The following is a 20,349-nucleotide window of genomic DNA, read 5'->3' as shown; positions in this document are numbered from 1 at the left end:
GCCTGCAGGCGGCCGCGATCAAGGCAAAGGACGATCCCATGGCCTTCCTCGCACTCAGCGATATTTTTGGCGACGTCGCAAACTCAGACCTCTTCCGCACCCGCTTCGCCCATGCTCTAAACACATTATGGGAAAAGGGTACCGCAAAGACGCTCGAACTCTATCTTCAAAACAGGCTGGTCGCGTAGCGGTCAGGTGTTCATGGCAACAGGTCATGCGCGTCAACTCGAACGTGGAAGCGAAGGCCTCGGACAGAGGCGACGCCCACTGGTTTCAGCATAGGGAGATCACGTATGATACTTGAAAGATTTCGCCTAGATGGAAAGGTTGCGCTAATCACAGGCGGCACGCGGGGCATCGGGCTGGCTATCGCAAAGGCACTCGGTGAAGCTGGCGCGCGAGTTGTAATAAGTGCTCGGACATCTGTTCAAGATGCCAGTGACGCACTTTCGGACGCTGGGATCGAGTTTGAGTTCATTGCCGCTGACATGCGGGTCGAAACTTCCGCAAATATGTTGATCCAGCAGGTGCTAGAGCGCAATGGCAGACTCGATATCCTCGTCAACAACGCAGGCGTCGCCATCCATGGGGATAGTGCGGACTTCGATGACGATACGTGGCGCAAAGTTATGAGCCTCAACGTCGATGCCGTCTTCCGAGCCTGCCGCGCTGCGATCGCGCCAATGCGTGCCCAGAAGTCAGGGGTGATACTCAACATCGGTTCGATGTCCGGTATTGCATCGAATATCCCTCAAAACCAGGTCGCATATAATGCCTCTAAGGCTGCGGTTCATATGATGACAAAGAGTTTGGCGAGTGAACTTGCCGCCGAGAACATCCGCGTCAATGCCCTTGCCCCTGGATATATCGACACAGAAATGTCTCGAGGCGGTATCGAGAACCCTGAGTGGTTCCCTGTCTGGCGTGACATGACGCCTATGGGGCGTGTGGGTGAGCCGGACGAAGTTGCTGCCGCTGCCCTCTTTTTGTGCTCACCAGCCTCGAGTTATGTCACCGGCGAGGTTCTGGTCATCGACGGCGGATATACGACCCGGTAATGAGCCAGATCGAAATTGCTGTCTTGCGAACCAGACTTCGGTTCCTGCATCTTGAAGTTTTTCGGTGCGCAGGCCAGCATTGCAGTGGCCAGGATATCCGCCGCTGGCTGAGCGCTATGGCCAAGCGGTTCGGTTAGTATCAGCCTTCAGCGTGGCGCATTGGCCTTGTGCTTGGCATGATCGGCATTGACGACGATAGCGGTTCAGCACGGATCGACGGATCTCTATGGTTGCATCGAATTCGTCACTAGCGCTGTCGGTCGTTTCGGGACAGCGCAAATCGCTTATGCAGCGCTCATCGAAAAATTATCTCGTTTTACGATCTCGAAACGGTTCTTACCCCCGGCTTTTGCCGCATAGAGAGCTCGGTCCGCCAGTGCAAACACATCGTTGGACACTGCTCCCTTTTTGATGACGGCTCCACCAACAGAAGCGCTGATCTTGAGCCTGGTCAATGGTGACGGAGCCCAAAACCATTCGAGCGATTGAACTATGCGATTTCCAAGGTCTTGAAGGTGCTTTGCCGACTCGCAGGTGTGAATGACAGCAAATTCATCACCGCCGATACGCGAGATAAGAACAGCATCCGGTAGTGCTTTAGTGAGCCTGTTCCCCGCTTCTCTGAGGCACTCGTCGCCCGACTGGTGCCCCAACGTGTCGTTGATCGCTTTAAAGCCGTCCAAGTCCAATAGCAGCAGTCCATACTGGACGTGAGTGGGACTGGTGCAAATCTCGTTGAAGACAGATTCAAACTTCGTGCGCGAAGCGAGCCCGGTCAACGCGTCAATTTCCGCTAGTCGACGAATATTGTCGACCATGGCCTTCTCGGCGGTAATATCCTGCTTCATTCCGAAAATGCGTACAGACCGTCCTTCACTGCGCTCGACGATAGCCGTGATCCTGATCCAGCGGGAGTTGCCCTTAGCGGTAATAATTTCCGCATCAAGCGTAAAACCGTTGCCCTCTTCTATTGCCGCATTGCGTGCCACTGTCAGGTTTTCCCGAGACTCCGGCGTGTAAAGCGCGACAATATCAGCCCTTGCCAGAGGGGTTTGCGGCGGTAGGTCGAAAAACTCGAATACCGTATCTGTCCACGTCAGTGTTTCGTCGGGAAGGCTACACTCCCAGATGCCAACACGAGCCGCCTTGAACGACTTTTCGAATAAGCCTTGCAAGTGATTGAACTGATCTGATGGAGCGGCTGGGCGTTCGCTCACATTGATCGAAGTCGGATGTTCGGTTGGCAAGTGCATTTTCGACCTCACTGGCTAAGTCGACGCCAACTTCAAATTGGCGTTTAGCGCACATACTGCATTGAAAAAGTTGAATGAAAGTTGCGGTTTTCCAGCCAAGCGGTGGATAACCGAGATATATTTGGTTTCTTCCAACACTTACGATTATGTCACGGTCGGTCCCGTTCAATATCGTTTTTTCGAAAACGGCTCAATTTTTTTTGCGCAACATCTTTCACGGATCGAGGCCAGCGCAGCGGGCTGTGTTGCGAATATGCGTTTCCATTTCTGCCTTCGCCAAGTTTCCATCATTCAGACGTAGAGCCTCGATGACGCGCCGATGTTCGGCAATCGAGTTCCGCATTCGCGCTGGATCGGTGATCGGAATGGGCTGGCGTTGGGTTTCTGTGATCAGTTCCCGCACCGTCTGGTAGAGCGCCTGCATCATGGCATTCGAGCAGCCCGAGACGATTGTCGAATGGAATTGCAGATCGGCCTCGACATTGGAGATCACATCCTGCTTTTCCCAGGAGCGCTCCATTGTCTCCGTTGCCTGCTCCATTTCGTCCAGTTGGCGTTGCGTCAATCGGCCAGCAGCCAGCTTTGCAATTTCTCCCTCAAGAAGCGCGCGCGTCTGAAATACATCGAAAGCGGAATAGCTTTGAGAATAGCGCCATGGCGCCATATTGGCAGCGGGACCGGCAGCACGTTCCGCAGGCGACGTGACGAATGTTCCACGCCCGGCCTCCGTCTTGACCATCCCGAGTGTTTCGAGAGTGAGCAAGGCTTCACGAAGGGAGGCCCGGCTGACACCGAACTGTTCCGACAGTTCACGCTGAGACTGGATTTTTTCGCCGGGTTTCAGCACGCCTTTCTGGATCAGGCTCTGGATTTCGCGCGCCACCGTCTGGGGCAGAAGCGTTTTATTCAGCATCTAGCGGCGGTCCTCTCGTCTCGTATTCAACATCTATTTTCAAGGTCGCGGCTTGCCAAGATGCAAAGTCCGTGCTTGTGTGGTCTAACTGGTCCGACCAGTTAGACCACAATGTGCGATCGTGTATCAAATAACAAGGGGAACACTGATGAAACGCATGACAGCGACATTTCTAACCGCCTCGCTTGCAGCAGGCATCGCTTTTATGAGCATGCAAGCGGCCCGGGCAGCCGATCTGATGGTTGGCGCGAACATCGGCAATGTGCCGTGGGAGTTTCAGGATGCTTCCGGCAAGGTAGTCGGCTTTGAGGTCGATCTCGTCAACGAGGTGGCAAAGCGCCTGGGTAAATCCGTCGAGTTTGTGAACACCCCGTTCAACGGCCTGTTTTCCGCGGTCCAGTCGGGCCGCATCAACATGGCGATCTCATCGATTACCATTACACCCAAGCGTCTTGAATCGGTGTCCTTCGCCCAGCCTTATTACGACAGCGACCAGTCGCTGACCGTCACTGCAAAATCCGGCATCACCGGATTGAAGGAGATGGCTGACAAGGTGGTCGGCGTCGACACTGGCTCGACCGGCGATATGTGGGCGGAAAAGAACAAGGCGGAATACAAATTTTCAGACATTCGCCGTTTTGAGGGCCTGTCTCCCGCCATGCTCGATCTCGTCGCTGGCCGCATCGATGGCTACATCAGCGACATTCCAGCACTTCTTTATTACGTCAAAGACAAGCCCGAACTGAAGGTGGTGGCTCGCATCCCAACGGGCGAGAAATACTCGATCATGTTCAACAAGGGCGACCCTCTCGCAGCGCAGGTCAATGGCGTCATCACCGAGATGAAGAAGGATGGTTACCTTGCCAAGCTGCACCAGACCTGGTTCGGAGCGCCCGCCGAGGAGAAGACCTCGACGGTGATGGTCTTGGATATGCCAAAGATCTGATAGCGCCACAGCCGCCAGCGGAATTCTGATCCGCTGGCGACGGCATCGATCCGGGAATCGGAACTGATTTTTGGAAAGCGCGATGCTGAGACTCACAAAAGTTAGAGCGTTCTGATGCATCCTAGAGGACGCGTCGCGCTCTAAAGGGAGCCTTTGCGGCATGAATCTCGTCAACACCTTCTTCAATTACGATGTCTTCGTTCAGAGCCTTCCACAACTCTTGTGGGGCTTGGTCGTCACGATTCAGATTGGCATCGTCAGCATCGTCTCGGGTCTCGTCGGTGGGCTTGTCCTGGCCGTCGCCAGGCTTTACGCGCCACGAGCAATCGTGCTGCTCATCCGCATCTACGTGGATGTCTTCCGGTCCATTCCGCTGCTCGTTCTTCTCATCGTCATCTACTACGCGCTACCTTTTGTCGGCATCAGGCTTTCGCCATTCCTGTCGGCGGTTGCGGCGCTTTCGCTTGTCTCTGCAGCTTACACTGCCGAGATATTCCGGGCAGGGATCGACGCCATACCGACCGGGCAATTCGAGGCCTCTGCAGCTCTTGGTCTTTCCAATCGCCATACCATGGCCGACATCATTCTCCCCCAGGCGATCCGCATCGTGATCCCACCACTCACCAACAATTCCATCAACGTTCTCAAGGACACGGCATTGGCGTCGGTGGTGGCGATGCCCGACCTTCTGAAGCAGGCAACACAGGCGCAGGCCTTGAGCGCAAACCCCACACCCTTGATAGGAGCCGCAGTGATTTACGTTCTGCTCCTCTGGCCGATGGTGGCGGTCGTATCCCGGCTAGAAATCCGCTTCGGCGCAGGGAGACGCAGATGACCGCTCTCAGCAGAGACATCATCCACGTCGAAAGGCTGTTCAAGGCCTACGGCACATACACCGTTCTTCACGGCATCGATCTGCAGATCGCCGAAGGCGAAGTCGTCTGCATCATCGGTCCGTCCGGCTCCGGCAAATCGACGCTGATCCGCTGCATCAATCACCTTGAGCCTTTCTCGACTGACAGTACCATCACCGTTGACGGAACGAGGGTGCGTCCAGGCAAGGAACTGGCGAAAGTGCGCGCCGAAGTTGGCATGGTCTTCCAATCCTTCAATCTCTTTCCGCATATGACAGTACTTAAAAATGTCATGCTGGCGCCCATGCGGGTGCGCGGGCTGAGCGAAGCCGAAGCCGCTGTCCGGGCTAGAGATTTGCTCGCCCGTGTTGGCATTTCCGAGCAGGCGGACAAGTTTCCCGGCCAACTCTCCGGCGGTCAGCAGCAGCGCGTGGCAATCGCGCGCGCTTTGGCCATGGAGCCGAAGGTTCTTCTGTTCGATGAACCGACATCGGCTCTCGATCCGGAAATGGTGGGAGAGGTGCTGGACGTCATGCGACGCCTGGCGGGCACCGGCGTGACGATGATTGTCGTGACGCATGAGATGGGCTTTGCCAAACAGGTGGCCGACCGGGTCATCTTCATGGATGGCGGAAAGTTGGTCGAGATGGGGACCCCTCAGCAAATATTCGACACCCCCCAAGAAGAAAGAACGCGCAGCTTCCTGCGCGCCGTACTCAATCATTGAATTATGTCTGTGGAGGACACACCCGTGAACGATCACCCATCGCTTGATCTGGACTTTGTGCGAAGCCAATTTCCGGGTTTGGGAAGAGGCTGGACCTTCTTCGACAATGCCGGCGGCTCGCAAATTCTCCAAGGTGCGATCGATCGCATCAACACCTTTCTGATCGAGCGAAACGTCCAGATTGGTGGCTCCTATGAGGTCTCGCAAAAGGCTGCTGAGGCGCTCTATGAGGCCCGCACCGCTGCCATGCATCTTGTCAATGCTGGACGGCCGGAAGAAATCGTCTTTGGCAACTCGACCACTGCGCTTTTGCAGAACCTGGCGCGCGCCATGGAAAGCCAGCTTAAGCCCGGCGACGAGATCATCGTGACCGTGAGCGATCATGAATCCAACATCGGCCCTTGGGATCGTCTGAAATCGGCAGGCGTGACAATCAAGTTCTGGCCACTCAACAAGGAAACTTTGACGCTCGATCTGGCAGATCTAGAGCCCTTGATGTCAGAGCGCACGCGGCTTGTTTGCGTAACGCACGTGTCCAACATTCTCGGCTCCATCAATCCGGTCCGCGAGATTGCCGACTTCGTTCATGCGCGTGGCGCCCGGATATGTGTGGATGCCGTGGCCTACGCTCCCCATCGTCTTGTCGACGTCCAAGCCTTCGACGTGGATTACTACGTTTTCAGCCTCTACAAGACCTACGGCCCCCATTACGCGTTGATGTATGGCAAGTATGACCATCTTCTCGAGCTCGACACGCTTTACCACTATTTCTACGGCAAGGATAAAGTGCCGGGCAAGCTGGAGCCGGGTAACCCGAATTACGAGCTTGCCTATTCGACTTGCGGCATCGTTGATTACCTGACGACGCTCGGAGAACAAGCGGGCGATGCGGGAAGTATTCGCAGCCGCATTGTAACCGCCTTCAGGGCGATTACCGCACAGGAAGACGCGCTAACCGAGCGACTGTTGTCCTATCTGCGTTCGCGAAACGATTGCCAGATCGTCGGCAAGAGCCAGAATGGGAACAGTTCCCGCGTTCCCACCATTGCATTCCGCCTCGATGGCCGAGACGCTGCGGAGATCTGCAAGGCAATGGATCAGCATCACATCGCCATGCGGTTCGGCGACTTCCATTCGCGTCGCTTGGCCGAATATTTAGGCCTGACAGACCATGGCGGTATGCTCAGAGTATCGATGGTTCACTACAACACTCTGGAAGAAGTCGATCGCTTCACGCAGGCTCTCGACCACATTCTCTCCGGCGAAACAGGGTTTGCAAAAGCAAGCTGACGAAAGGACGGCCTTGATGCGCTTCGACACAATCATCCGGAATGGGACCGTGGCCACGGCAAGCGACACCTTTGTCTGCGACATCGGGATCCTGGACGGAAAGATCGCGACACTTTCAAGCGGACTTGACGATGCAGCGGAGATCATCGACGCCACCGGCCTTTTCGTGCTGCCGGGAGGAATAGACAGCCACGTCCACCTTGATCAGCCGTCTGGGGAAGGCATTGTCATGGCGGATGACTTCGAAAGCGGAACGCGCTCGGCGGCCATCGGCGGAAACAGCATGGTGCTGACCTTCTGCATGCAGGAGAAAGGGCAGACATTGCGCGAGGCCCTCAAGGTCTATCACGCCAAAGCCGAAGACAAGTGCTACACGGATGTTGCTTTCCATCTGGTCATTACCGATCCAACACCTGAGGTCCTGGGGCAGGAGCTGCCAGCGCTGGTAGAGGCGGGCTATACTTCTCTCAAGGTTTTCATGACCTATGAAGGGCTTCGATTGCGGGACGATCAGATACTGGACACGCTCGATGCGGCGCGTCGCACCGGCGCGCTCGTCATGGTCCATTGCGAGAATGAAGATGCGATCCGCTATCTGATCGGTCGCCACGAAGACGAAGGAAAGCTTGCCCCCAAATACCATGCCACGACACGGCCGATCGCAGCAGAGCGCGAAGCAACGCATCGGGCCTTGTCGCTTGCAGAGATTGTGGACGTCCCAATCGTCATCGTTCATGTCTCCAATCGCGAGGCCATGGAGGAAATTCGCAGGGCACGGATGCGTGGACAGAAAATTGCCGGCGAAACCTGCCCGCAATATCTGATGCTGACAGCGGCCGATCTGGATCAGGATGCGTTGGAGGGCGCAAAATATGTCTGCTCTCCTCCGCCGCGTGACAGACAAAGCCAGGACGCGTGCTGGGAGGGCCTGGAGCAGAACGTCTTCGATCTCTTCTCATCCGATCACTGCCCGTTTCGCTATGATGACCGCGAAGGCAAGCTGAACGAGAGGGGCAAACGGCACTTCCGCTGGATCCCGAATGGCATTCCAGGAGTTGCCACCCGGCTGCCGATCCTGTTTTCCGAAGGGGTGATGAAGGGGCGCATCTCTCTCAACCAGTTCGTCGCCCAAACCTCGACCAATCACGCCAAACTCTACGGGCTCTATCCGCAAAAGGGCACGATAGCCGTTGGATCGGACGCCGATCTGGCGATCTGGGATCCAGAAAAGCGGGTGACCATCACCAATGATCTGCTGGCGCATGGATCTGATTACACGCCTTATGAAGGTCTTGAGGTGCGGGGCTGGCCGATACGGCTACTCCTGCGTGGCAAGTCCATTGTTGAAGACGCCGCGATGGCTCAAGGCGCGGTCAGCGGCAAATATGTTACCCGCAAGACGTCTTCGCTAGTGAAATAGCGCTGGATGTATCGAGATGAACGCAGCAATGCGGCTACGGGTCCGGCAGTCGCCTCGCGTCGTCCGCTCTCTGAGCCGGGTTCGCAGCAATAGTGAGTGGCCCATCGATTCAAAGATCTTCCAGCTCAACGAGCCCGCTCAAGCCCCGCTGAATGCCTTGATGAGAAAGCTCACCTCGTCGATCTGGCTAATCTGGATCGCGAGCTCATGCTGCCGGCCTGGCGCGGCGGCGATTTTGCCCGCGTGGGTGCGAAGTGTATTCACCTGCCCGAAACATCAACCTAATTAAACCGGATCATCACGTCTTGAAACGTGGTAGGGAATCCTGAGTTGAGGGGAAACGTGAGATGGCGCGGACACTGATAAGGCCGGGCGGACGCAGCGAGCGTATTCAGGTTGCCGTTCATAAGGCGGTCAAAGAACTGATTTCGGAAATCCCGGCAGAGAACGTCACCATAGCGCTCATCGCTGCCCGGGCAGAAGTGCCGCCGTCGACGATCTACCGTCGATGGGTGACGCTCGATCAACTGTTGCTCGATGTGGCCAATCAGCGTTTTCTGCCTGACGCCGTGCCGCCCGATACGGGAAGTTTCAGGGGCGATCTCGCGGTCTGGATCGAGCAGACGGTGGATGATCTGTCGTCTGCGCCAATGAGAGCGCTTGGTCAATCGCAAGATTTCCGAGGTCGCCGCCGGTTATGTCTACATGAATTTTCGCTATCTCACCGATCGCTGTGCGTCTCGCGGTGAGCCCGTGCCCTCTCCCGACCGGCTTGTCGACATGGTCTTTGCGCCGTTGATCTATCGGATTTTCTTTGCCAATCAGGTGATCACCAAGGCCTATCAGGCAGAGCTTGTCGAGACGGCGGTCTCGTCGCCCTTGTTGACGCAGCCACTTTGCGATCAGCCAAGCCTTGGCGAGTATGCGATTTTCGAAAACGATGTTCAGTGATGTAACGAGCTTGGCTGTGAGAACGCGGGCCTAAACTCAAACGCATCACGACACTCCTGCCTTGGCTGAAATGCTTCGGCAGCCGCATCTGGAAGACGTACGCCGTCCCTGAGCGGGTTATATAACGCAAGCCTTTCCGTTTTTTAAGACCACGAGGAGACTGTTGTTCACCATCAGCGCCGGTTACACGGTCTGTTACTTTCATGCCAAAGCTCTTTCCTTGACGAGCTATTGGCTGAACATCCGTTGGAATCCCAAGAGGTTAGGCGGGGTTGGTGGAGAGGGCGTGAGAATATGGCGGAGAGGGTGGGATTCGAACCCACGATACCCTTGCAGGTATGCCGCATTTCGAGTGCGGTGCATTCGACCACTCTGCCACCTCTCCGGCGTGCTGTGGTAAGCGGGCCGTTCATAGCCACACGTCTGTCACCATGCAAGTGCAAAATTCTGTTTTGTCTTGAAAACCTTGCCAATCGCGGTGGTATGTTTCGGGATGCGTTGGCTGAGACCTTTTCGACGGAGCGGAGGGGGAGATTCGTGCCATTCTGCGATTGATTGGTCTGACGCCCGTGCACACCGAGGGAGCGATGTCTGCAGAAGGCCTGTTATGAGTAAGGGCTTTCTTGCAGATTTAGCCCTTAAGGTTATGTTATTCCTTGGGTATCAACAGCTATCTGGCACGTCTGTTGTTCTTTCGCTATGTTGCCTGTCTTCAACAGGGTTCAGCGCGTGTGGCGACGCTGCCCTTTCCGCAATTCCGCGCTGCAAATGGCGACGTTTCGCCGAGCTTATTCCGAGGGGATTTCTTTGCACTATGTCAGTGGGGGCGAATGCGGTCGGATTTTTCGTGATTTTGACTGGGGCGCGAGCCCTCTCGGGTGCAAGGACGACTGGCCGGTAGAGCTGAAAGTTCTCGTCAGCGTCATGCTTGGCTCTTTGCAGCCGATGCTGATCGTTTGGGGGCCGCAGCAAACCACTCTTTATAATGACGGTTACGCGCTGATGTGCGGCAATCGGCATCCTCAGGCGTTTGGCCGATCCTTCAAGGAACTCTGGTTCGATATCTGGGATAAGGTCGAGCCCATCATCAGCGCTGCCTATGCGGGCCAGGGCACCTCGATGGATGACATCGAATTTACCATGCATCGCAAGGGATATCCGGAAGAAACGCATTTTTCGTTCTCGTACACGCCCGTACGTAACCATTCGGGCGAAGTGCTCGGGATGTTCTGTGCCTGCTCCGAAATTACCGGCGAGGTTTTGATGCGGCGCGAACAGAAGCTGCAGCAGGAGCGCTTGCGGCAGGTGTTCCAGCTTTCGCCGGGCGGGATTGCCACGCTTGTCGGTCCCGACCACGTTTTCGAATTTGCCAATGAGGAGTGTTATTCGATCATCGGCGCTGGTCGCGATATTATTGGAAGACCACTCGCCGAGGCGCTTCCGGAGGTGGTGCGCCAAGGCCATATCGGGAAGATCGATGAAGTCTACAGAACCGGGGAGCCTTTTGTGGCGAGAGGGCAGCCGATTGAACTCAATCGTGGACCTGCCGGTGAGAAACAGAACAGGTTGATCGACCTCGTCTATCAGCCGATGCGCGATCCCACGGGCATGATTTCCGGTATCCTTGTTCAAGCGCAGGATGTGACCGAGCGTCTTGCGGAAGAGCGCCACAAGGAGATGGTGGCGCATGAGCTTGGGCATCGTCTCAAGAATCAGCTGGCCATGGTGCAGGCCATCGCCTCTCAAACGCTACGTTCGGCCCCCGATGTAAATGTAGCGCGCCAGACGCTTGCCGAGCGTATCAATATCTTAAGCCGTGCTCATGACACCGTGATACAGGGTGGCCTCGGCTCGTCTACAGTGCGCAATCTCGTCGGCCAGATGCTTGCGGTGCATGATGATCCGAATGAACCACGCTTCGTGGTGAAAGGACCGGACATTCAGGTGGGCTCGCGTCCGGCCTTGTCTCTCTCGCTCATTCTGCATGAACTGGCCACCAACGCGGTGAAATACGGTGCGCTTTCATCGAGCGATGGCATGATCGAGATTTCGTGGCGTATCATTCCCGGCGATCGAGAGTTCTTCGAGTTTCGTTGGGAAGAAAAAAGCGGTCCGCCAGTTAGCGCGCCGGAGCGCGTAGGGGCTGGGTCACGCCTGATCAAAGCCGGTATTTCCGGTGCTTCCTGCAGCAAGGTTACTGTTCTCTATGAACCGACCGGTCTCATCTGCAATGTCGAGGCAGATCTGGTTACATTCCAGCAGGACAATTGACCGGTCAGTGGATGCATGCAGGGCGCGTTGGCCAAGGTCTGCGCAAATCTGCTCGGCAGGCTTGCGCAATAGTCTCTAAAACGTACGGCTATCTTCCAGATCCGCTCCCGACGCTTGGGCCCCTCGTTTTGTGGCATCTTTTGATCGCAAAACCTTCGCACAGTTTTGCGTGGACCATGCTTTAGATTTTGAGCCGGTAGCGGACATGGCCGTCGCTATTGCTATAGCTGTCATAAAGCGCACGCGCGCGCTGATTGCACTCATCTGTATGCCAGTAAAGTCTGGACCATCCGTTGTCCCGGCAGATGCCGATCAGATCATCGATCAAGGCGCGCCCGATACCTTTGCCGCGGATCTCCTCGTCGATGAACAGGTCTTCAAGATAACAGTCCGGCGTCTTCGTCCAGGTGGATTCGTGGAAATGATGAATGGCGAAGCCGACTGGCCTGTCCTGCAGAACCGCAAGGCGCATAGAAAGGCGAGATGCCGGGTCCACAACCCTTTCCCAGGTTCGTTCGGTCACGTCGGCTGGCAGATCGACCTTATAGAAAGCGAGGTAGGCGCTCCACAGGGGCAACCAAGCGTCACGGTCGCCGGTCGTCGCAGCCCTGATGGTGAGCGCCCCAGCCGCTGTCATTCGCCCGCACCCGCTTCGTCGAGGAGTTGCATCATCTCGCTGCTCAGCGTCAGGTCGATGGCACGCTTGAAACTTTCAAGCTGTGAAAGGCTGGTCGCGCTCGCAATCGGTGCGGTTACGGATTTCTTCGCGAGCAACCACGCAAGAGCGATATCCGCGTGCCGGGCACCCGTTTCCGCCGAGATGGTATCCATTGCCCCAAGAATGGCAAGGCCGCGTGGGTCGAGATAATTGCCAACGCGGTAGGATCGAGCCACGCCTTCGGTATCGGCCTTCGTCCGATACTTGCCAGTCAGGAAGCCCGCCGCGAGACTGTAGTAGTTGATGACGCCGATCTCTTCCTTGGCGCAAAGCTCGGCAAGCGGCCCCTCGAACTTGGAGCGGGTGTAAAGATTGTATTCCGGTTGAAGAACGTCGAAGCGTCCAAGTCCCATCTGTGCTACCACCTCGAGTGAAGCCTGAAGCTGGTCGGCGTTGTAGTTCGAGCAGCCGATCGCTCTGACCTTTCCCTCTTCCTTCAATCGGGCGAAGGTTCCGAGTGTTTCTCCGAGAGGTACCGCATCATCCGGCTTATGAGCGAGATAAAGATCGATGTAGTCGGTCTGGAGACGGCGCAACGAATTCTCCACCGCTTCCGCGATCCATTTGGCGCTGAGACCCGTCTTGCGCTCATTATTATCGAAGCCAACTTTCGTGATGATGATGGCATCCTCGCGCTTGACGGCGCTATGTTTCAACCACTTTCCGATGATTGTCTCGGACTCACCGCCCTCATGGCCTGGTACCCATGCCGAATAGACATCTGCCGTATCGATGGCGTTGAAACCGGAATCGAAGAAAGAATCCAGAAGCTGAAATGACGTTTTCTCATCCGCGGTCCAGCCGAAGACATTGCCACCAAAAACGATTGGGGCGACGGACAGGCCGGTGAGGCCGAGCGTGCGGTTCTGCATGGATATGCTCCTTTTAGTCTTTCTCGTACCGATGATTTAGCGCTGCATTGTGCGGATGACTATTGAATTTCCGTGATCAAAGCATCTCGCAATCGAAGCAAACGCCCGTCACGGAGAGTGGTTTCGAAATGCGCTTGGCGGTCTTTCAAAATGCTGCATCCATATGCGGCGCAGATGGCGCGCAGAGGCAAATCCAGAGCGTTCCGCAACGGTCTCCAGATCGAGCCGTGAGTGGGAGATCATGTCTTTCGCCAGGTTGACCCGGATCAGATTGACGTAATCCACCACGCTCACGCCCGTATATTCGCGAAACAGACGGGACAGATGCCGAGCGCTGAGGTTGGCGTAGTCCGCCAGTCGGGATAGGGTCCAGTCCATGGTGGGATTAGCGACGATAGCGTCCTGCGCACGGTGAATGGACGGGTGAATATGGTTGCGCCCTGAAAGCCAGGGCGAGATCTGCGGGTCATTTGCCGTGCGGCGCAAATAAACGACCATGATCTGCGCGATGCGGGCGGCGATCCCGGGGGAAACCAGCTTTGCAACAAGGTGAAGAGTAAGGTCGATGCCGGTGGAAATACCAGCACTCGAGACAAGTCGCCCATCCTCCACGAACAACCGATTTTCCTGCACCTTCGCAAGGGGAGCGATGCGTCTGAGATCCGCGATACAGTCCGCATGGGTCGTACACTGGTATCCATCGAACAAACCGGCCTCTGCTGCAATTAACGCGCCGGAACAGATGCTGACGATGGTGGTATCGCTGCGCGCGGTCCGGCGCAGCCAATCGGACAGAATTTTCCGTTCTTGGGCATTTTCCTGCTGGCGAGGGGATGCAAACGAGCTGCCCGAGACGAGGATCATCGCGTCTGACGGAAGTGATTCGGGTAATGCCTCGAGGCCGCAGAGGCCAAGACCGATGGTGGTCGTCTGGTTCGGCTGAGCGGCGACATAACGGCAATCGAAGCGGATCTGCTCCTGTTGCTCATTGGCATAGCGCAGCACTTCCAGAGGCCCGGCAACATCTAGCAAGAGTGTCTGCGGCGGCATGACCACGAACACGGGTATCACTTTTGCATCGTTGCCGGGTATCGAATTCATCAGGCGGCCTTTCTTAGAGCAGCCTGAGGTCGATTGTACGCACAAAGGCTGCTCTATCTTTTCGAATCTACGTACCGTGCTTTTGTGACAATCGGTTCTGTTTCAGGCCCGTTGCTGGAGGCTTTCAAGGACGTCTGACACTGTCGCGATACGAGCAAATCGTCCCGCCAATACGAGTTCGGTGCGCTTGGCAATGTCGGCAGGTGAGAAGACGTCGCCCGAGGCGTGTGTCATATGGAAGGTGAGGGTCGCTTCTGTAACGTAATCGACCTTATAACCCAGATCTGACGCATGGCGAGCGGTGGTTTCGCAGCATTGCTCGGTGCGGATGCCGGAGATGATGAGGTGATTGATGCCATGCTGCGTCAGCCAGACTTCCAGTCCTGTCCCCACGAAGGCGGAATGGCGGTGCTTTATGAATGTGACGCTAGGCTGGATGCGCAATCCTTCCAACGGACGAATCAAGCCGCTATCGGCTGAAAAGGCTTTGTCACCATCGACGTGAAAAATCTGGACGACGGGAACGCCTTTTGCCTCGGCCTCATCGATCAAAGCCTGCTGGGCAGAGAGGTATCGCGCCAGTCCGGTGTCTTCAAAATAGGGCATGTGCCGGAAGGATTCCTGCGCATCGATGACGATCAGAGCGATAGAAGCGGACAATTTTGTATCTCCAGTTGTTGAATGGATACAAATTTATTGCCTCAGAAAAAAGGAAGAAACTCTCATCCAAGACGAAAGGAGGACATATCTGGCCATCGTGGTGGGACTCTCAGCCGATAAGAACGCATTCTTTGAAGGATGGGTCTCGCGAAACTGGGGGCTGAATTTAGATATCGATGTGTGAGAAAGGAGCTCGGTTTTTGATCCGAGACGTATCAGGCAATGCGAAAGATCGCGACCTGGTTAGCCGCTGACACGACCCTGACGCGCGCGCCAGTATCCGATCCACGATAACAGGAGTGACGCGCCAGTCGCTGCTGCGAAGGCCAGCGGCCATTGCAAAACAGGGTTGCGGAGCATCAGAAGTGCAAATATGCCATAACTCACGAGCAGACATGTTAAGCTGATACTGGTCGCGAGAAAGCGTCCGATACCACGGAACTCCGGCGCTCTGCGGCAGAAAAACACAATCAGGATAGCAGCAAGACAGGCACCTGCTATCCTGGCAAGGACCACGGAGATGTCGATGCGGGACCACAACAGCCAAGTGGTGCCGGCATCAAGTGCCGCGCAGAATACCTGCAGAAGAAGAAGACGACCGAGTTCCACGCCGCACCTTGCTGATGATCGGCATCCTTATAGATCGATCGCGTGTTGTTGTCAGCCGTGTCTCAGCGAAGCGCCAACACCCCAAAAAAGGCGGCGGCCACGCCAGCATTCAATCCGGCCAACGTTGCAAGTAGCCCGAGAATAGAAACGCCAGGCGCAGCCATCAGGGCGGCATAGGCAAAAACAGCGATGATAAGAATACCAACAAGCGCGATCGCGAGAGTAGAACGTGTTGCCGAAGCGGTTAAGCCGAGGCCAATTCCTAAAATAAATTCCATGATGCCGCTCCTCCCAAAGCGATAAGACATGGCAACTTCTCCTCAAAAGTCCGCGATGTCTCCTCCAAGGCATGCACTTTCAGTTCTGGAGGCTAGCACAGTGTTACAGTTGTGTGAAAGTTTTAATCGAATTATCCCGAAAATGTTACGGTTTGCGAATCGTAGGGCATCGGTTACCATGCGGCATGAGCGATATCTTCAGTCAGCCCGCACTCAGCAACCTCACCGAATTTTCAGTTTCCGAGCTTTCCGGGTCCATCAAACGGACAGTGGAAACCGCCTTCGATCAAGTTCGTGTTCGAGGGGAAATTTCCGGCTATCGCGGTCAACATACCTCCGGTCACGCCTATTTTTCGCTGAAGGACGATCGCGCCCGTATAGACGCCGTCATCTGGAAGGGTAGCTTCTCGAAGCTAAAATTCCGCCCGGAAGAGGGTATGGAAGTGATCGCGACGGGAAAGATCACCACCTTTCCGGGTTCCTCCAAGTATCAGATCGTCATCGAAAGTCTTGAGCCGGCTGGTGCCGGTGCGCTTATGGCTTTGCTCGAGGAGCGTCGTCGCCGGCTCGCGGCGGAAGGCCTGTTCGATCAGGGACGCAAACGCCGTTTGCCCTATATGCCGCAGGTGATCGGTGTGGTGACGTCGCCGACGGGCGCCGTGATCCGCGATATTCTACATCGTATTTCGGACCGTTTCCCTGTTCATGTCCTGGTCTGGCCGGTCAAGGTCCAGGGAGATGGCTCTGGCGAGGAGGTCGCAAATGCGATCCGTGGCTTCAATGCCTTGTCGCAGGGCGGCGACATTCCCCGGCCCGATGTGCTGATCGTGGCGCGTGGCGGCGGCAGCCTTGAGGACCTATGGAGCTTTAACGACGAGATCGTGGTGAGGGCTGCGGCGGAAAGTGCCATTCCGCTGATTTCTGCGGTCGGTCACGAGACAGATACGACCTTGATCGATTACGCAGCGGATGTTCGCGCGCCAACGCCAACAGGAGCCGCGGAAATGGCCGTTCCCGTTCGGGCCGATCTTGAAGCCCAGCTGGCTGGTCTGGCAGCGCGACTCTCCGGTTCCACGCGCCGGCATATGGACAATCGCGCCCAGGGACTTCGTGCGCTTGTGCGCGCACTTCCCTCGCTCGATCAGCTGCTGGCGCTTCCGCGTCGCCGTTTTGACGAGGTTTCTGCGGGACTTGGTAGAGGGCTTGAGCTCAACACGATGAACAAGCGTCGCAGCTTCGAGCGTGCTTCATCCGGTCTGCGTCCCGATGTTCTCACGCACGGATTGCGCCAGCAAAGACAGCGCGTCAACGAGCGTATGCAGCGTGCGGAAGCTTTGGTCGAAAGACGCCTTTTGCAGGCAAAGTCGCAGGTGTCGTCATCGGACTCTGCCCTGCGCGCCCTGCCAATGCGCCTCTCCGGCCAGCTCGAGCGGCAGAAAGAACGGTTGCTGGCTTCCGTGCGGCGGGCCGATACAGCCGTTCTTCACCGGATGGCACAGAGCAGATCGGGGCTTGCGGCACATGAGCGCATTCTGCAATCGCTGTCTTACAAGAATGTCCTCAAACGCGGCTACGCCGTCATTCGGGATGAGGAAAATCGGCCGCTCACCCGCGCGGCCTCTGTAACGCCCGGTGCGGTAATTTCGGTCGAATTTGCCGATGGCGAGGTTTCGGCCGTTGCAGGTGCGGATGCCCCGCGTTCAACCGAGGTGTCAGCGGCCCAGCTGCGAAGGAAACCGGTCAAGCCAGTCGCCGGTGATCCCGGCAATCAAGGTAGTTTATTTTAAAGCTGCCGATCCGCTTTTGTGTCAGGAGATCGAGTTGTGAGCACCAGCGTCATCCCTGCTCTAACGGTTACCAATAGTCCAAGGGCTGACGACATCGCAGCAATTGGCGCTCACCTTTCTGCGTTCAACGACGCCGATGTTGGCCAGGCCGACAGGGTGCCGCTTGCCGTCATCGTTCGTGGTGAGAGCGGCGCGTTGCTCGCCGGGATCAGTGGATACACCGCTTGGGGCTGGCTTTATGTGCAGTGGCTCTGGGTTGACGAAAGCCTTCGCGGCCAGCAGATGGCGGGCCGCATGTTGACAGCGGCGGAAGAGGAGGCACAGGCGCGTGGTTGTCACTCCGCCTGGATCGATACCTTCAACCCGGTGGCGGAAAAGGCCTACACCCGTCAGGGTTATGAGGTGTTCGGAGAACTTCCGGATTTTCCCATCGGGCGCACCCGGAAGTTTTTGAAAAAGCGGCTTTGATCAGCTTCGAATGAAGCTTACTCAGGCGGCCAGTCGCCCGCCGGTCATCGGCTCGGGCGCCCCCGTGGTCGTCGGGAAGCTGATCGGCATGTTGCGCAGCACTCGTACCGCCAGAAAGGCGAAGCATTCCGCTTCGACGGCATCGCCCCGCCAGCCCAGCGTTTCGGCAGGCTGTGCATCCACACGAGCGCGCTGCGCCAGCATCCTCATCAGCGTCGGGTTGTGGCGCCCGCCACCGCTGACGAACAGCCGTTCCGGCCGCTGCGGAAGGAGATCGAGCGCCTTGCCGACGGCAGAGGCGGTGAAGGCCGTCAGCGTCGCCGCGCCATCTTCCAGCGAGAGGCCGTCGGCCATGCTCGCGCCGAAGTCGAAGCGATCCAGCGATTTCGGGAATTTTGCAGTGAGATAGGGATGCTGTAGAAGCTTTGAGAGGCGCTCTTCGTTGACTTGGCCCGATGCAGCGATCAGGCCGTCACGGTCCATATCGCCACGTCCATGCTGCTTGATCCAGTCATTGATCGGCGCATTGGCAGGGCCGGTATCGAAAGCCACGACATGGCCTTTGCCATCGCTCCAGGTTACGTTGGCAACGCCACCGAGATTGAGGATCGCAGCCTTCCCATCCTGTGCAACGCCTTTCAGCAGTGCCGAGTGGTAGGCGGCGGCAAGCGGTGCGCCTTGGCCACCGGCACGAACGTCTGCGCTGCGGAAATCATAAGCCACCTTGGTGCCGAGAAGCTTCGCCATCAATTCCCCGTCACCCAGTTGACGGGTGGCGCCGAGGCGCCCAGGCTGCGGCGCGCGGTGCAGCACCGTTTGGCCGTGAAAACCGACGACGCCGATATCGGCTAGGGAAAGCCCGGCTTCTGCCACGAGATTGGCAACGGCTGCGGACTGGGCGCGGGTCAGCGCTTCCTCGGCTCGACCGAAGATCTCTGGCTCCGGGCCGTCGAAATTCCATTTGCGCGCTTCAGCCAGCGTTTGCTCCAGAAGCTCGCGGACGGACTGGTCGTAAGGCGCCAGCGTATAGGCACCGAAGCGCTCGACACGCTCTCCATCGGTTTTCAGAAGCGCGACATCGATGTTTCCGTCCAGAACGGTTCCTGTCATCAAGCCAACGGCCCAGATCGGTTCCATGTCGTCTCTCCTCAATGCGTGTTGATCATATCGCCGATGGCAGCCCGCAGGGCAAAAATACCGCTGTCGACATGTCTGCTTGGATGCACCCGGTTGGTAAGAAGGGTCCAGGCGTCGCCCCTGTCGAAATCGACCCAGAGCCCGGTGCCGGTAAAGCCGGTATGGCCGATGACGCTGTCATTGCAAAGCGCACCACCCGACCAGCCATCATAGGGGCGTTCCCAGCCATGGGTGCGCTTTGCCGAACGCGGTTGCCGCATCAGCTGGACGACGGGATCGCCAGCTTTATCACCGTCCAACAGCGATTTTGCATAGTCGAGAACAGCGTCCACCGTGCCGAACAGACCGGCATGGCCGGAGCCTTGCAGCGCGTAACAATTCTCGTCATGCACCTCGCCGCAGATCATCCGGTTGCGCCAGGCGCAGAACTCAGTGGCGGCGGTTTGTGCGGGGTCGCCGTGAAAGGCAAAGCCAGGCCCGGCATCCATCTCGCGGATGCGCTGGCCCGTCAGCCGTTCCAGAGCGATGCCGAGTAGGATGTAATTTATGTCCGAATAGGCGGGCTCACTATCGCGCCATTCGCGCTGAAGGACGAAGGCGCGCAGGCGATCCGGATCGTCGCCATAGGTGTAGATCGGTTCGACCGCCGGAAACGGTGTCTGATGGCCCAGGCACTGGCGGAAGGTGACTTTGCGCTCCCAGCAATCGGGCGCGTATTGTCGGAAATCGGGAATGAGCGTGGTGATGGGGCTGTCGAGATCGATGATGCCGGCGACGGCCAGTTCGAGGATCTTGCGGGTGGTGAAGATGACCTTGGTCAAAGAGGCAAGGTCGAACCAGGTATCGAGCGTCATCGGACGTTCGCCACCGACCTTTTGCGCATGGCCGATCGCCCTTGTCAGGCGGTGGCCGTTATGGTCGATCATGCCGAAGACGCCGCCCGGAATACGGCCCGCATCGACGGCCTCTTTCAGCAGGTCAAAACCAGCGTCGAAAGGGCTCAGGAGTGGTGAGGATGGGTCGACCATGAATGCTT

Annotated in this window: 21 protein-coding genes, 1 tRNA gene and 1 pseudogene; 12 read left to right on the top strand and 11 right to left on the bottom strand. The window is 56.9% G+C overall.

Translation table 11 applies throughout. The features are described 5' to 3' along the window. Both QZ869_RS05125 and QZ869_RS05120 read left to right on the top strand, forming a co-directional pair. A pseudogene (locus tag QZ869_RS05125) lies at positions 1-188 on the top strand (mannitol dehydrogenase family protein); the annotation flags it as partial. Positions 189-293: 105 nt separating this feature from the next. Continuing rightward, positions 294-1,058, top strand: a complete 765-nt coding sequence (locus QZ869_RS05120) for an SDR family NAD(P)-dependent oxidoreductase (RefSeq protein WP_296022400.1) — start codon at positions 294-296, stop codon at positions 1,056-1,058. Between the two features lie 284 nt (positions 1,059-1,342). On the opposite strand, the gene QZ869_RS05115 is transcribed toward QZ869_RS05120, so the two are convergent. Both QZ869_RS05115 and QZ869_RS05110 read right to left on the bottom strand, forming a co-directional pair. Continuing rightward, complete coding sequence (locus tag QZ869_RS05115) at positions 1,343-2,311, bottom strand: diguanylate cyclase (protein WP_296102963.1); 969 nt, start codon at positions 2,309-2,311, stop codon at positions 1,343-1,345. A 214-nt stretch (positions 2,312-2,525) separates the two neighbouring features. Further along, positions 2,526-3,224 carry a FadR/GntR family transcriptional regulator gene (locus QZ869_RS05110; RefSeq protein ID WP_296022397.1) on the bottom strand — a complete coding sequence of 233 codons (699 nt, stop codon included), beginning with the start codon at positions 3,222-3,224 and terminating at the stop codon, positions 2,526-2,528. A 157-nt stretch (positions 3,225-3,381) separates the two neighbouring features. Here QZ869_RS05110 and QZ869_RS05105 point away from each other — a divergent pair, with 157 nt between their 5' ends. From QZ869_RS05105 to QZ869_RS05075, 7 genes are all read left to right on the top strand, one after another. Then, a complete protein-coding gene (locus QZ869_RS05105) occupies positions 3,382-4,170 on the top strand; it encodes a transporter substrate-binding domain-containing protein (protein ID WP_296022411.1) in 789 nt (262 codons plus the stop codon). Between the two features lie 160 nt (positions 4,171-4,330). Further along, positions 4,331-5,005: an amino acid ABC transporter permease gene (locus tag QZ869_RS05100; RefSeq protein ID WP_296022395.1), complete on the top strand. Its 675-nt coding sequence runs from the start codon at positions 4,331-4,333 to the stop codon at positions 5,003-5,005. Beyond that, positions 5,002-5,751 carry an amino acid ABC transporter ATP-binding protein gene (locus QZ869_RS05095; protein WP_296102961.1) on the top strand — a complete coding sequence of 250 codons (750 nt, stop codon included), beginning with the start codon at positions 5,002-5,004 and terminating at the stop codon, positions 5,749-5,751. Before QZ869_RS05100 ends, QZ869_RS05095 begins: the two co-directional genes overlap by 4 nt. A 24-nt stretch (positions 5,752-5,775) precedes the next feature. Further along, entirely contained in the window at positions 5,776-7,041 is a 1,266-nt protein-coding gene (locus tag QZ869_RS05090; protein ID WP_296102959.1) for a cysteine desulfurase-like protein, read from the top strand. Positions 7,042-7,057: 16 nt separating this feature from the next. Then, positions 7,058-8,461, top strand: a complete 1,404-nt coding sequence (gene hydA / locus QZ869_RS05085; RefSeq protein WP_296102955.1) for a dihydropyrimidinase — start codon at positions 7,058-7,060, stop codon at positions 8,459-8,461. Between the two features lie 347 nt (positions 8,462-8,808). Beyond that, the gene (locus tag QZ869_RS05080; RefSeq protein ID WP_296102953.1) at positions 8,809-9,210 is read left to right on the top strand and encodes a TetR/AcrR family transcriptional regulator; all 402 of its coding nucleotides are present in this window, start codon (positions 8,809-8,811) and stop codon (positions 9,208-9,210) included. Between the two features lie 4 nt (positions 9,211-9,214). Further along, positions 9,215-9,412: a hypothetical protein gene (locus tag QZ869_RS05075; protein ID WP_296102950.1), complete on the top strand. Its 198-nt coding sequence runs from the start codon at positions 9,215-9,217 to the stop codon at positions 9,410-9,412. Positions 9,413-9,707: 295 nt separating this feature from the next. Here the strand turns inward: QZ869_RS05075 and QZ869_RS05070 are convergent. Further along, positions 9,708-9,797 (bottom strand) — tRNA-Ser (locus QZ869_RS05070). A gap of 422 nt (positions 9,798-10,219) precedes the next feature. Here QZ869_RS05070 and QZ869_RS05065 point away from each other — a divergent pair. Then, positions 10,220-11,683: an HWE histidine kinase domain-containing protein gene (locus QZ869_RS05065; RefSeq protein ID WP_296102949.1), complete on the top strand. Its 1,464-nt coding sequence runs from the start codon at positions 10,220-10,222 to the stop codon at positions 11,681-11,683. A 181-nt stretch (positions 11,684-11,864) separates the two neighbouring features. Here QZ869_RS05065 and QZ869_RS05060 read toward each other — a convergent pair whose 3' ends face one another. The 6 genes from QZ869_RS05060 to QZ869_RS05035 form a co-directional block, all read right to left on the bottom strand. Next, positions 11,865-12,320, bottom strand: coding sequence for a GNAT family N-acetyltransferase (locus QZ869_RS05060; RefSeq protein ID WP_296102947.1), 456 nt, complete (start codon positions 12,318-12,320; stop codon positions 11,865-11,867). After that, the gene (locus QZ869_RS05055) at positions 12,317-13,273 is read right to left on the bottom strand and encodes an aldo/keto reductase (RefSeq protein ID WP_296102945.1); all 957 of its coding nucleotides are present in this window, start codon (positions 13,271-13,273) and stop codon (positions 12,317-12,319) included. Before QZ869_RS05055 ends, QZ869_RS05060 begins: the two co-directional genes overlap by 4 nt. Positions 13,274-13,381: 108 nt before the next feature. After that, on the bottom strand, positions 13,382-14,374 hold the full coding sequence (locus QZ869_RS05050; protein ID WP_296102943.1) for a GlxA family transcriptional regulator: 993 nt from the start codon (positions 14,372-14,374) through the stop codon (positions 13,382-13,384). 102 nt (positions 14,375-14,476) lie between these two features. Further along, entirely contained in the window at positions 14,477-15,034 is a 558-nt protein-coding gene (locus tag QZ869_RS05045; RefSeq protein ID WP_296102940.1) for an isochorismatase family protein, read from the bottom strand. Positions 15,035-15,277: 243 nt separating this feature from the next. Continuing rightward, the gene (locus tag QZ869_RS05040) at positions 15,278-15,643 is read right to left on the bottom strand and encodes a hypothetical protein (protein WP_296102938.1); all 366 of its coding nucleotides are present in this window, start codon (positions 15,641-15,643) and stop codon (positions 15,278-15,280) included. A gap of 62 nt (positions 15,644-15,705) precedes the next feature. Beyond that, positions 15,706-15,951, bottom strand: a complete 246-nt coding sequence (locus QZ869_RS05035; protein WP_279873017.1) for a hypothetical protein — start codon at positions 15,949-15,951, stop codon at positions 15,706-15,708. 155 nt (positions 15,952-16,106) lie between these two features. Between QZ869_RS05035 and xseA the strand changes: the two genes are divergently transcribed. Both xseA and QZ869_RS05025 read left to right on the top strand, forming a co-directional pair. Then, on the top strand, positions 16,107-17,708 hold the full coding sequence (gene xseA, locus QZ869_RS05030; protein ID WP_296102933.1) for an exodeoxyribonuclease VII large subunit: 1,602 nt from the start codon (positions 16,107-16,109) through the stop codon (positions 17,706-17,708). Positions 17,709-17,744: 36 nt separating this feature from the next. Next, the gene (locus tag QZ869_RS05025; RefSeq protein WP_296102929.1) at positions 17,745-18,176 is read left to right on the top strand and encodes an N-acetyltransferase; all 432 of its coding nucleotides are present in this window, start codon (positions 17,745-17,747) and stop codon (positions 18,174-18,176) included. A gap of 21 nt (positions 18,177-18,197) precedes the next feature. Here QZ869_RS05025 and QZ869_RS05020 read toward each other — a convergent pair whose 3' ends face one another. Both QZ869_RS05020 and QZ869_RS05015 read right to left on the bottom strand, forming a co-directional pair. After that, complete coding sequence (locus tag QZ869_RS05020; RefSeq protein WP_296102926.1) at positions 18,198-19,313, bottom strand: anhydro-N-acetylmuramic acid kinase; 1,116 nt, start codon at positions 19,311-19,313, stop codon at positions 18,198-18,200. Positions 19,314-19,324: 11 nt separating this feature from the next. Beyond that, positions 19,325-20,341 carry a serine hydrolase gene (locus QZ869_RS05015; protein WP_296102924.1) on the bottom strand — a complete coding sequence of 339 codons (1,017 nt, stop codon included), beginning with the start codon at positions 20,339-20,341 and terminating at the stop codon, positions 19,325-19,327. Positions 20,342-20,349: the final 8 nt, after the last annotated feature.

The sequence above is a fragment of the uncultured Agrobacterium sp. genome (assembly GCF_913777885.1).
In the GTDB taxonomy this organism is placed as follows: Bacteria; Pseudomonadota; Alphaproteobacteria; order Rhizobiales; family Rhizobiaceae; genus Agrobacterium.
The sequence above is the reverse complement of the archived record's forward strand: the minus strand, read 5'-3'. Positions and strand labels throughout refer to the sequence as shown.

Bases quoted from the DNA above. Each gene is read 5' to 3' on its own strand.
- QZ869_RS05120 (WP_296022400.1), top strand. From the start codon at position 294: ATGATACTTGAAAGATTTCGCCTAGATGGAAAGGTTGCGCTAATCACA.
- QZ869_RS05115 (WP_296102963.1), bottom strand. From the start codon at position 2,311: ATGCACTTGCCAACCGAACATCCGACTTCGATCAATGTGAGCGAACGC.
- QZ869_RS05110 (WP_296022397.1), bottom strand. From the start codon at position 3,224: ATGCTGAATAAAACGCTTCTGCCCCAGACGGTGGCGCGCGAAATCCAG.
- QZ869_RS05105 (WP_296022411.1), top strand. From the start codon at position 3,382: ATGACAGCGACATTTCTAACCGCCTCGCTTGCAGCAGGCATCGCTTTT.
- QZ869_RS05100 (WP_296022395.1), top strand. From the start codon at position 4,331: ATGAATCTCGTCAACACCTTCTTCAATTACGATGTCTTCGTTCAGAGC.
- QZ869_RS05095 (WP_296102961.1), top strand. From the start codon at position 5,002: ATGACCGCTCTCAGCAGAGACATCATCCACGTCGAAAGGCTGTTCAAG.
- hydA (WP_296102955.1), top strand. From the start codon at position 7,058: ATGCGCTTCGACACAATCATCCGGAATGGGACCGTGGCCACGGCAAGC.
- QZ869_RS05080 (WP_296102953.1), top strand. From the start codon at position 8,809: ATGGCGCGGACACTGATAAGGCCGGGCGGACGCAGCGAGCGTATTCAG.
- QZ869_RS05060 (WP_296102947.1), bottom strand. From the start codon at position 12,320: ATGACAGCGGCTGGGGCGCTCACCATCAGGGCTGCGACGACCGGCGAC.
- QZ869_RS05055 (WP_296102945.1), bottom strand. From the start codon at position 13,273: ATGCAGAACCGCACGCTCGGCCTCACCGGCCTGTCCGTCGCCCCAATC.
- QZ869_RS05050 (WP_296102943.1), bottom strand. From the start codon at position 14,374: ATGAATTCGATACCCGGCAACGATGCAAAAGTGATACCCGTGTTCGTG.
- QZ869_RS05035 (WP_279873017.1), bottom strand. From the start codon at position 15,951: ATGTCTTATCGCTTTGGGAGGAGCGGCATCATGGAATTTATTTTAGGA.
- xseA (WP_296102933.1), top strand. From the start codon at position 16,107: ATGAGCGATATCTTCAGTCAGCCCGCACTCAGCAACCTCACCGAATTT.
- QZ869_RS05020 (WP_296102926.1), bottom strand. From the start codon at position 19,313: ATGGAACCGATCTGGGCCGTTGGCTTGATGACAGGAACCGTTCTGGAC.
- QZ869_RS05015 (WP_296102924.1), bottom strand. From the start codon at position 20,341: ATGGTCGACCCATCCTCACCACTCCTGAGCCCTTTCGACGCTGGTTTT.